We start from the raw sequence: 10942 nt of genomic DNA on the forward strand, positions 1-10942 counted from the left end.
GGAGGAAACAATATGTGTTCGATTATTGGATGTTGCGGCCCCGTGGCCGACCTGGACGCTTTCCGCGCCGGCTTTCAGCGCACCCTCAGCCGGGGGCCCGACGACAGCCGGATGGTGTCCGCCGGAGAGGGCCTGCTGGGCTTCCACCGGCTGGCCATTATGGGCCTGACCCCGGAGGGGATGCAGCCCTTCGCCCTGGACGGCAGCTATGCGGTGTGCAACGGCGAGATATACGGCTTTGAGAAGCTGAAACAGGAGTTGGAGCGGAAGGGCTATCCCTTTCGGAGCGGCTCCGACTGTGAGATCCTGCTCCCCCTCTACCGGGAGTACGGCGCGGAGATGTTCGCCATGCTGGACGCGGAGTTTGCCTGCATCCTCTACGACGGCCAGACGGGGGAGTTCATCGCCGCCCGGGACCCCATCGGAATCCGCCCCCTCTACTACGGGTACGACGGCGCAGGGACCATCCTTTTCGCCAGCGAGCCCAAGAACCTGCTGGGCCTGGTGGGGGAGATTACCCCCTTCCCCCCGGGGCACTACTACAGAGCTGGAAAATTTATCCGCTACCGCGATATTGCCAAAGCGGACCATTTCTGCTATGATGAGTTGGAAATTCTTTGCAGGAACATCCGGGAAAAGCTGGTGGCCGGGGTGGAGAAGCGGCTGGTGGCCGACGCCAAGGTGGGCTTCCTGCTGTCCGGCGGGCTGGACTCCTCCCTGGTGTGCGCCATCGCCGCCAGACGGAGCAAAAGCCCCATCCGGACCTTCGCCATCGGCATGGACACCGACGCCATCGACCTGAAATACGCCCGGCAGGCGGCGGACTTCATCGGCAGCGACCACCGGGAGATCATCATCACCAGAGAGGATGTGCTGTCCAGTCTGGAGCGGGTCATTGAGGTGCTGGGCACCTACGACATTACCACCATCCGGGCCAGCATGGGGATGTACCTCATCTGCCAGGCCATCCATGAGCAGACCGACATCCGGGTCCTCCTCACCGGCGAGATTTCCGATGAGCTCTTCGGCTACAAGTACACCGATTTCGCCCCCGACCCCCAGGCCTTCCAGGAGGAGGCGGAAAAACGGGTGGAGGAGCTGCATATGTATGACGTGCTCCGGGCGGACCGGTGTATCTCGGTCAACTCCCTGGAGGCCCGGGTCCCCTTCGGCGACCTGGACTTTGTAGAGTATGTTATGTCCATCGACCCAGCCCAAAAAATGAACACCCGCGGTAAGGGCAAGTACCTGCTGCGAAGGGCCTTTGAGGGGGACTGGCTGCCGGAAAGCATCCTGTGGCGGGAGAAGGCCGCCTTCTCCGACGCGGTGGGCCACTCCCTGGTGGAGGATCTGAAAGAGTACGCCGAGACCCAGTACACCCAAGAGGAGTTTGAGGCCCGGCGGCAGAACTATTCCCACGCCCGGCCCTTCACCAAGGAGTCTTTGCTCTACCGAGAGATTTTTGAACAGTACTACCCCGGCCAGAGCGCCATGGTGGCGGATTTTTGGATGCCCAACAGGTCCTGGGCGGGCTGCGACGTGGACGACCCCTCTGCCCGGGTCCTGGCAAACTACGGCGGCAGCGGCATATAAAACAGACCCCAGACATTCCCTTCGGCTGCTTTGAGGTCTGTTCCAATAAAAACAGACGGAGGGACATTATGGAAAAAATTCTCATTATTGACTTCGGCGGACAGTACAACCAGCTCATCGCCCGGCGGGTGCGGGAGTGCAATGTGTACTGCGAGGTCAAGCCCTGGACAACCCCCCTGGACCAGCTGAAAGCTTTCAACCCCATTGGCATTATCTTCACCGGCGGGCCCAACTCGGTCTACCTGGACGACTCCCCCCAGATTGACCCGGACATTTTCAACTGGGGCGTGCCCATCCTGGGGATCTGCTATGGCTGTCAGCTCATGGCCCACGCCCTGGGGGGACAGGTGACTCCCGCCCAGGACGACTCCGCCCGGGAGTACGGCAAGACCGACACTTGGTACGACACCTCCTGTAAGCTCTTCCAGGGTCTGCCCGCCCAGGGGGTGTCCTGGATGAGCCACGGGGACTATATGGCCAAGGTGCCCCAGGGCTTTGCCCTCACCGCCCGCTCCGACGCCTGCCCCAATGTGGCCATTGCCGACGAGAGCCGGGGGTTCTACGGCGTCCAGTTCCACCCCGAGGTAAACCACACCCGGCACGGGGTAGACATGATCCGCAATTTTCTCTATGAGGTCTGCCATGCCCACGGCGACTGGACCATGGGGGACTACAAGAACACCGCCATCGCCCAGCTGAGAGAGAAAATCGGCTCCGGGAAGGTGCTGCTGGCCCTGTCCGGCGGGGTGGACTCCTCGGTGGCCGCCGCCCTGCTGGCCGAGGCGGTGGGCAGTCAGCTCACCTGCGTCTTCGTGGACCACGGCCTCATGCGCCTGAACGAGGGGGACGAGGTGGAGGAGGCTTTCGCCCAGTGGGACCTGAACTTTGTCCGGGTGGACGGGGCAGACCGCTTCCTGAAACGGCTGGCCGGCGTGGAGGAGCCAGAGCACAAGCGGAAAATCATCGGGGAGGAGTTTATCCGGGTCTTTGAGGAGGAGTCTAAAAAAATCGGCGCGGTGGACTTCCTGGCCCAGGGCACCATCTACCCCGACGTCATCGAGTCGGGGGCGGGGGAGGCCGCCGTCATCAAGAGCCACCACAACGTGGGCGGCCTGCCCGACTATGTGGACTTTAAGGAGATTGTGGAGCCCCTGCGGATGCTCTTTAAAGATGAGGTGCGCCAGTTGGGCCGGGAGCTGGGCCTGCCCGAGTATCTGGTGAGCCGCCAGCCCTTCCCCGGCCCCGGTCTGGCCATCCGTATCATCGGGGATATTACCAAGGAGAAGGCGGACGCCCTCCGTCTGGCTGACGCCATCTTCCAGGAGGAAATGGCCAGGGCCGGGGAGGACAAGTGCGCCAATCAGTACTTCGCCGTTCTCACCAACACCCGCTCCGTGGGCGTCATGGGGGACGGGCGCACCTATGACTACACCCTGGCCCTCCGCGCCGTGACCACCTCCGACTTTATGACCGCCGACTGGGCCCGCCTCCCCTACGACCTGCTGGACCGGGTCTCCAGCCGTATCGTCAACGAGGTGAGGGGAATCAACCGCATCGTGTACGATATTACCAGTAAGCCTCCCGCCACCATCGAGTGGGAATGAGTTTCAGAAGTCTCAAACCCCTTGCGGCGCAACGCTTTCCCGGTTTTATGCCCCTCTTTTGATAACGATTTGATAACGCTCCCCATAGGCCGTATCATTCTGTATCCCCGGTGGATTGCAGGTGAAAAGTGTTCCTTTGCGGCTTGTGGGTGACAAAATCCATATTAAAAAGCCCTTACCGATGGCAACATCGGTAAGGGCTTTTTGCTGTCTGTCAGTCTTTGCCCAGCCTGTTCTTAAAAGCTGCTGTCAGGGCGTCGCTCAATTCCTTGGACGGGACTTTGACCCATCTGCGGGTGGTGTCATACTGGGGATAGTTGTACCGCCAGCGGTCATAGTCCTCCCTGGTGATTTCCCCGGCCTCCAGCTTCTTGGCCTGCTCTCCCCAGGCGGACAGCATTTCAAGCATGGAGTGATAGGTCTTGCCCCTGGACTTGTCCAGCCGCAGGCAGATTTCACCGTCAATCTCCCCGATGGTCAGTCCCCGTATGTCCTCCAAGGCAAAGAGGGTGTGCATAAGGCCAATGTCGCTGTCTATGTCGGGGACGGTCAGGGCATCGGTGGAGACTTCAAAGAAGCCTGCCAGCGCCCTGGTCAGGTCGGCCTTGGGGGTACGGCTCCCGGTTTCGTACTGAGCCATACGCACGTCGGCGGAGCGTTCGGGAAAGCCCACCACCTGACCGAGATATTTCTGCGTGACACCTTTCTTATTGCGGAAAAAGCGAATACGTTCACCGATTGCCATAACTGCCAACTCCAATCTATGTAATGGGGACACTTGAAGTATAACAGATATGTTTAGAACCGTCAAGATAAAATCTTAAATAATTTTATTTAGTTTTTTCTTTGAAAGCCCTTGACATAACGGAATATAGTTAGTATAATAAAGCAGCACTAAATAAATAGCGTTAATTTATTGAAAGGAGGAACCAGCATGGAGAACAGATTTATCCGGGTGGACGAGGTTGCGGACGAGCTGGGCGTGTCGAGGCCCTACGCCTACAAGCTCATCCGACAGCTCAACGAGGAACTGAAAGGAAAGGGCTACATCACCATTGCGGGGCGGGTCAACCGCCAGTATTTCAATGAGCGGCTTTACGGGGCCGGAAAGGAAGTGAACGAAAATGCCGGTATTTAAGGACGAAAAGCGGGGCACATGGTACGTCATGGCGTGGTATCGGGACTGGACGGGGGAGCGCAAGCAGAAGTGCAAGCGGGGCTTTCCCACCAAGCGGGAAGCCCAGGAGTGGGAACGCAGCTTTCAGATGCAGACCAGCGCCGACATGGATATGACCTTTGAAGCCTTTGTGGAGCTTTACACCAAGGATGTGCGGCCCCGGCTGAAGGAGAACACCTGGCTGACAAAGGAGAACATCATCCAGAAGAAGATTCTGCCCTACTTCGGAAAGCGGAAAATCAGCGAGATCACCACCAAAGACGTAATTGCGTGGCAAAATGAATTGCTGGCCTACCGGGACGAACAGCGCAAACCCTACTCCCAGACCTACCTTAAAACCCTGCACAACCAACTCAGCGCCATTTTCAACCACGCTGTCCGCTTCTACGAGCTACGTTCCAATCCCGCCGCCAAAGCCGGGAATATGGGGACAGAGGAACGAAAGGAAATGCTGTTCTGGACGAAAGCGGAGTATCAGCGGTTTGCCGAGGCCATGATGGACAAGCCCCTCTCCTACTACGCCTTTGAGATGCTCTACTGGTGCGGTATCCGGGAGGGGGAGCTGCTGGCTCTCACCCCGGCGGACTTCGACTTTGGGGCTGGGACGGTGAAGATCAGCAAGTCCTATCAGCGGCTTCACGGCGAGGATGTGGTTACCACCCCGAAAACCAAGAAAAGCAATCGTACCATCAAAATGCCCAATTTCCTCTGTGACGAAATGCGGGACTACCTGGGGATGCTCTACGGGGTCAAGAAGAAAGACCGCATTTTCACGGTTACAAAGAGCTACCTCCATCATGAGATGGACAGGGGAGCGAAAGAGGCCGGGGTCAAGCGGATCAGGATTCACGATTTGAGACACAGCCACATTTCCCTGCTGATTGATATGGGCTTTTCCGCTGTGGCGATTGCCGACCGGGTAGGCCATGAGAGTATCGAAATCACCTATCGCTATGCCCACCTGTTTCCGTCCAAGCAGACGGAGATGGCGGACAAGCTGGACTTTGAAAGGACGGGAGCATAATGTCAGCCAAGAATTTGGATAATCACAACCGTTGGAGAAATCGTCAGGTAGCGTTCAGACTGTCGCCGGAGGAGGCCGATTTGTTGGACACCTATGTGCGCCTGTCCGGGCTGACCAAGCAGGACTACATCACCCGGCGGCTGCTCAACCGGGACATTGTAGTGCAGGGCAATCCCAGGGTCTACAAGGCCCTGCGTGACCAGCTCGCCGCCGTCCTGGAGGAGCTACGGCGGGTCAGGGATGGGGCTGGCATGGACAGCGAATTGCTGGACACCATCAACCTGATCGCAAAAATCATGGAAGGAATGAAGGAGGACACGAATGGCAGATGAAAAAGAAAAGACTGTCCTGAACCCGTCTGTTGGCGCAGACGGAGGACAGCCAATCCTATGTACCGATACCAGTATAACAGACCATCCGCAGGATTGCAACGACGAATTTTCCCCGGAGCACATTGAAAAACTGTTGCGGGAAATGAAGCAGGCAAACGATCCGGCGAATTTACCCACCGTCACCATGCGGGAGCTTTACGAAACTGTCTACCAGAGCAGACCGCCCGTCATTGACGGTCTGCTCTGCTCCGGCACCTACCTCTTTGCCGGAGCGCCCAAGGTGGGCAAGTCGTTCCTGGTGGCCCAGCTCGCCTACCACGTCAGCACCGGGCAGAAGCTATGGGAGTATGATGTCCGGCCCGGGACGGTCTTATACCTTGCCCTGGAGGACGATTACCAGCGGCTGCAAGAGCGGATGTTCCGAATGTTCGGTGTGGGCGGAACAGACAAGCTCCACTTTGCCACCTATGCCAAACAGCTTGGCAACGGTCTGGATGAACAGCTTGACAAATTTGTGCGGGAGCATCCCGACACCCGGCTTATCATCATCGACACCTTGCAGAAGGTTCGAGAGATGGGCAGTGAGGCGTACAGCTACGCCGACGATTATCAGATCGTCGGCAAGCTGAAGCAGTTTGCCGACAGGAATGGGCTTTGTCTGCTGGTTGTCCACCACACAAGGAAACAACCCTCCGGGGATAAGTTTGAGATGATTTCCGGCACAACGGGTCTGCTGGGCTGTGCGGATGGGGCGTTTATCCTCCAAAAAGAGAAGCGCACCGACAGCGCCGCCACGCTGGACGTAGTAGGCCGTGACCAGCCCGACCAGCGGATACACCTGGTACGGGATGAAGTGCGGCTCACCTGGGATTTCGACCATGCAGAACGAGAGCTGTGGAAGGAACCGCCTGACCTCCTGCTGGTAAAGCTGGCAGAGCTGGTGACGGTTGAACGGCCCGTATGGAGCGGAACGGCAACGGAGCTGGTAACCGTTCTTAACTGTGACCTGACCGCTATTGCGCTGGCGATGCGGCTGAACATCCGGGCAAGTAAACTGCTGAACGAGTACGGCATCCGCTATGAAAGCAACCGCACCCACGCCGGGCGGACGATTACGCTCACACTGATGAACCAAGAAGCGTGACGACTGTGACAACCGTGACGACTAAAAACGGAGAGGGGGTGTCCCTCTCAGGTCGTCACAGTCGTCACGGTTGTCACGGGCAAAGTTTAGGCGGGGTGCAGGGTGCCCTTTTCAAAGGGCGGCCCTGCTGGGGGAGGCAACCGCAGTTGCCGGGGGCAAAGCCCCCTGTCCCCCTCGGGAGAGCCCACGGCACTTTCGCACCAACGGGGCGAAAGTGTCATAGTGGGTTATTACACTTCCGCAGAAGTGTCTCCCTCGACGATGCCCCGTACCACATCAATCTACAATCAGGAGGAACGTGCTTATGGCAAGAGGCGACGGTATCGACCGTACCAACGCAAGAAATATGAGGCTGACGGCTACCAAAATTGGCAACACCCAGCAGCACAACGAACGTGAAAAGGATTCCTACGTCAATCAGGATATTGTGCCGGAGCGGACACCGCTCAACATCCATTTCAAAACTCCTTCCGCCGGGTATCAGGAGATGTTCGCACAGATGGAGGCCGATGGCGTGATCTCCACCCGTGGCATTAAGGCGGATGCCTTTCGGTATGGAGAGCTGGTCTTTGATGTCAACTCCGCCTACTTCTACAATCATGGCGGCTACGACTTCGCAAAACAATTTTACACCGATGCTTACAAATCCGCAATAGAAATCGTAGGAGGAGAGCAATATATTTTGTCGGCGGTCATGCACGCCGACGAGCGCAACCGGGCCATGTCCGAGGCGTTGGGGGAGGATGTGTATCACTATCACCTCCATGTGGTCTATGTCCCGGTTGTACAGAAGGAAGTCCGATGGACAAAGCGGTGCAAGGACAAGTCCCTGGTGGGCAAGGTCAAGGAAACCATTATGCAGGTGAGCATGAGTAAGAAGTGGGCTTCAAAGCCCGCCGTTGATGATGTGACCGGCGAACCGCTTCTGACAGCCAAGGGAAAGCCTGTCCTCAGAAAGTCGTACAGTGTTTTGCAGGACGATTTTTTCCGGGCCATGCGGAACGCCGGGTATGATGACCTGGAACGAGGGGAACGGGGCAGTTCCGAGGAACATTTGACGGTCACGCAGTTTAAGGTGGAGCGTGAGAGAGAGCGGCTTGCCCAGCTTCAAGCGGCAACTGTGCTGGCCCAGGCCGAGGCCGAGAAAAGGAAAAAGGAGGCAGACGCCGCCGAAAAGAAAGCGGCCCAGGCAAAGGCCAAGCTGGACGATGTGGCCCCGTTGCTGAAGGGTATGGAAAAGCTGGCGGCGGACTACTCTGACGACCCGGAGCGGACTTTGCCGGAGGCGGGGCCGCTGGAATCGGCCAGGGCCTACCGGGAGAAGAAGGCCAAGCCCCTTTGGGAGAAGATTGTCAAGGTGCTGCGCTCGGTCTATCGGGCCTATTTCGACCTCAAGAGCAGTTTTGAACAGTTGCAGAGGGCCTATGACCGGGAGGTCAGCAAGAACAGTTCTCTTTCAGCCAGGATTTATGAGGTCTGTGCTGAGAGAGACAGTCTGAAGGGGCAGGTCAGGGACTATGAGCGGGTCAGGAGGGCCATTGGCCCGGAACAGGCAGACAGGATATTGGAAGTTGCTCATCAGCAGGAACAGGCTGAAAAGGAACGGAGGCGAGGGACAAGGCAAAAAGCGAGGTCAGGCGCACGATAATCACTAAAAATCGGAGGGCGCAGTGAGCGCCCTCCTGTTTTGTACTTGTCAACAGGTATTCTTGTTGTTATAATGAGGAGGGTAAATTGGAAATGGAATTTTAAGGTGCGGTTTGACTAACATTTATGATATTAGCTTTAGGTTTTCTCGGATTTACATTAGGAGGTATATTCAAAGATGAAAAGAGCCCTTTCCCTGCTACTATGTGTTGCTCTGTTGCTGACGTTGTTAAGTGCATGTCAGGAACCTGCGTCAGAATCCACCGCAACCGTTTCTCCAACTGTTGCGGAAATAGAGTGGACTGTTGGTGAACTGGTCAATTTGGCCTTTGAACACTCTGGATGTGAGGATATAGATGGTTTGGAAGCTATCTCTGCTGACCTTGACCGAGAGACGCTGATAGTCTATATTGAAAATGTCTATGGTATCCAAGAATCTTGGGAAGATGCGGCATTGGTTCGGGCCACTGGAATGTCTGCATTTGAAATTGCTGTGCTGCGCATGGAGGACAGCACAGCTGCCGCTCAGGCGGTTACTGCATTGGAAGATTACATTGCCAACAGACAGGGGGATTTTGTGGGCTATGCTCCTGCGGAGGCGGACATGGTAGCAAACGGCAGCATTATTCAGGATGGGCCGTTTGTAGCATTGTTCATTTGCCTGGATGTTGATTATGCCTCTGAGGTAGTGACCCAGGCTCTCAAAGGTGAAATACTGCCTGAGCCAGAACCGACCATACCCGCAGATGCTATCACCGATGTGAAGGAGTTGCGAGATTGGTTGGTGTCCTACTGCGGGATGGAGGAAACAGAGCTGGAGTTACTGGATGACAGCGATTCGGACGCTTTGAACGCCTATATTGAGGACAGTTATGGTTTGAATCGGAACCAGTGGATGGAATGTGCCATCGCACGGGGGACAGGGGACTCTGCTTTTGAGGTAGCGGTGATGACTGGCGCTAATGATTGGGCACTGTCCTCCGATATTAAGAAATCTTTGGATTGGTACTTAAATAGCAAACAAATTGCATTTCAGGATAATGCTGAGGAGAAATCTATGCTAAGTCAGGCCGTGTCTGCCGGCGGTGTTGCTCGTTCGGAAGAATATGTGTATATTGTCCTGCTGGCCTGTAAAGAAGCGAAACAGACCGCAAATGCTTTTGCGGAAACGGCAGCAACCTATGGGGTTACATTTTCAACGCGAAATGGAATATTTCAGGAGGACCCGAATTACTCAGGCCGTATACTATTTGTTCAGCCGAATAAGATTGACATGTCCTTTTATGATACAACCGCCATCTGCACCGCTTGGAATACGGGAGATGTTTCTGGGCTGTCCAGCTATGACAGGGATATATATGATGCAGCCAAAGTGGTGCTGAATGAAGTCTTGAAAGAGGATATGAACGATTTGGAGAAAGAAATTGCCATTTACGACTGGCTGGTCAGCAACGTGAATTATGACGGAGCGTACCAGGACGTAATGAAAGAAACCTCCGGCGAATCTGCCACTCCCTACGGGGGACTTGTAAACCGCACAGCAATATGTTTGGGATATGTTACGACCTTCCAACTGCTTATGGATTTGGCCGAAGTAGAGTGCATTACTGTTGCTGGCTCAACCTTCGCCAGTCAGGAGGATCATGGCTGGAACTTGGTTCGGATAGATGGGAATTGGTATTGCACAGATGTGACTTGGGATGCTAACCGTCAGGCGTGGGGAGGCGGAGGAGAAAAGGATTGGAAGTTCTTCAATATCACCAGCGATGACATGGCCGCAACTGACCATCAATGGGATTACGCCAACACGCCCGAAGCTATCACTACGGGGAGCGGTCGGGGCTGAGCCAATATTCCAGTTTATGAGGATGGAGCAATAGACTGGAAACAGTTGCGTTTCCTCTCCTCTTGTGCTATAATGATAGTCGCAAACCAGCAAAACAAATAGTAAGTCCTCTACTCCCGTTATCACTGCTGATAACAATTTGATAACAGCCCATCGTATAGGCTGGATAATATGGATATATCAAATAATCAAAAGAAAAGGGTATCATATTTCCAAAGCAAAATCTGTTAGAATACGATACCCAGCAACGAATGGGAATAGACGAAATCGTCCTGTATGCTGTGGGCAGGATGCAAAAATACCACAGCGCAGACAGAAGATATCCTGTCGCGCCGGGGTTCTTTTCGGAAGTGCGGAGGTACATGATGGCTTAAAATTTCCTTTTCCAACTTCAATTCGTAAAGTAGAGAAAAATTGTAGAGCGGGCCGGGGTAGTTCCACCTTGTGATTCCTTAGAAGCGCACAAGCGGCGAAGCCGCTTGCCCCCTTTGGCAAAGGGGGTGACCGAGCGAAGCGAGGGCGGGGGATTGTCCCTGAAAGCACCATCTTCTACCTAAAATTTCAAGTAGAATCAG

General features: G+C 55.5%; 9 protein-coding genes. 8 read left to right on the forward strand and 1 reads right to left on the reverse strand.

The genetic code is table 11. The annotated features are described in order from the left end of the window. Nucleotides 1-12 precede the first annotated feature (12 nt). A complete protein-coding gene (gene asnB, locus D1646_RS15390) occupies nucleotides 13-1593 on the forward strand; it encodes an asparagine synthase B (protein ID WP_160637321.1) in 1581 nt (526 codons plus the stop codon). 68 nt (nucleotides 1594-1661) lie between these two features. Beyond that, a complete protein-coding gene (gene guaA / locus D1646_RS15395; RefSeq protein WP_160637322.1) occupies nucleotides 1662-3197 on the forward strand; it encodes a glutamine-hydrolyzing GMP synthase in 1536 nt (511 codons plus the stop codon). A gap of 214 nt (nucleotides 3198-3411) precedes the next feature. Here the strand turns inward: guaA and D1646_RS15400 are convergent, their stop codons facing one another. Further along, on the reverse strand, nucleotides 3412-3942 hold the full coding sequence (locus tag D1646_RS15400; protein ID WP_160637323.1) for a helix-turn-helix transcriptional regulator: 531 nt from the start codon (nucleotides 3940-3942) through the stop codon (nucleotides 3412-3414). 189 nt (nucleotides 3943-4131) lie between these two features. Between D1646_RS15400 and D1646_RS15405 the strand changes: the two genes are divergently transcribed. The 6 genes from D1646_RS15405 (at nucleotide 4132) to D1646_RS15430 (ending at nucleotide 10367) form a co-directional block, all read left to right on the forward strand. Then, nucleotides 4132-4335 (forward strand): LysR family transcriptional regulator, encoded by a 204-nt coding sequence (locus D1646_RS15405; RefSeq protein WP_160637324.1) that lies wholly within the window; start codon nucleotides 4132-4134, stop codon nucleotides 4333-4335. Further along, the gene (locus D1646_RS15410) at nucleotides 4322-5398 is read left to right on the forward strand and encodes a site-specific integrase (protein WP_160637325.1); all 1077 of its coding nucleotides are present in this window, start codon (nucleotides 4322-4324) and stop codon (nucleotides 5396-5398) included. Before D1646_RS15405 ends, D1646_RS15410 begins: the two co-directional genes overlap by 14 nt. Continuing rightward, entirely contained in the window at nucleotides 5398-5730 is a 333-nt protein-coding gene (locus tag D1646_RS15415; RefSeq protein WP_160637326.1) for a hypothetical protein, read from the forward strand. Before D1646_RS15410 ends, D1646_RS15415 begins: the two co-directional genes overlap by 1 nt. Next, on the forward strand, nucleotides 5720-6874 hold the full coding sequence (locus D1646_RS15420; RefSeq protein WP_160637327.1) for a helicase RepA family protein: 1155 nt from the start codon (nucleotides 5720-5722) through the stop codon (nucleotides 6872-6874). Before D1646_RS15415 ends, D1646_RS15420 begins: the two co-directional genes overlap by 11 nt. A 304-nt stretch (nucleotides 6875-7178) precedes the next feature. After that, the gene (locus D1646_RS15425; protein ID WP_160637328.1) at nucleotides 7179-8522 is read left to right on the forward strand and encodes a plasmid recombination protein; all 1344 of its coding nucleotides are present in this window, start codon (nucleotides 7179-7181) and stop codon (nucleotides 8520-8522) included. 177 nt (nucleotides 8523-8699) lie between these two features. Next, nucleotides 8700-10367 carry a DUF4358 domain-containing protein gene (locus D1646_RS15430; RefSeq protein ID WP_160637329.1) on the forward strand — a complete coding sequence of 556 codons (1668 nt, stop codon included), beginning with the start codon at nucleotides 8700-8702 and terminating at the stop codon, nucleotides 10365-10367. Nucleotides 10368-10942: the final 575 nt, after the last annotated feature.

Origin of the sequence: Pseudoflavonifractor sp. 60, assembly GCF_009911645.1 — a bacterium.
Taxonomy (GTDB): domain Bacteria; phylum Bacillota; class Clostridia; order Oscillospirales; family Oscillospiraceae; genus Lawsonibacter.

Excerpts from the sequence above, each read along its gene's own strand:
- asnB (WP_160637321.1), top strand. The coding sequence starts at position 13 with ATGTGTTCGATTATTGGATGTTGCGGCCCCGTGGCCGACCTGGACGCT.
- guaA (WP_160637322.1), top strand. The coding sequence starts at position 1,662 with ATGGAAAAAATTCTCATTATTGACTTCGGCGGACAGTACAACCAGCTC.
- D1646_RS15400 (WP_160637323.1), bottom strand. The coding sequence starts at position 3,942 with ATGGCAATCGGTGAACGTATTCGCTTTTTCCGCAATAAGAAAGGTGTC.
- D1646_RS15405 (WP_160637324.1), top strand. The coding sequence starts at position 4,132 with ATGGAGAACAGATTTATCCGGGTGGACGAGGTTGCGGACGAGCTGGGC.
- D1646_RS15410 (WP_160637325.1), top strand. The coding sequence starts at position 4,322 with ATGCCGGTATTTAAGGACGAAAAGCGGGGCACATGGTACGTCATGGCG.
- D1646_RS15415 (WP_160637326.1), top strand. The coding sequence starts at position 5,398 with ATGTCAGCCAAGAATTTGGATAATCACAACCGTTGGAGAAATCGTCAG.
- D1646_RS15420 (WP_160637327.1), top strand. The coding sequence starts at position 5,720 with ATGGCAGATGAAAAAGAAAAGACTGTCCTGAACCCGTCTGTTGGCGCA.
- D1646_RS15425 (WP_160637328.1), top strand. The coding sequence starts at position 7,179 with ATGGCAAGAGGCGACGGTATCGACCGTACCAACGCAAGAAATATGAGG.
- D1646_RS15430 (WP_160637329.1), top strand. The coding sequence starts at position 8,700 with ATGAAAAGAGCCCTTTCCCTGCTACTATGTGTTGCTCTGTTGCTGACG.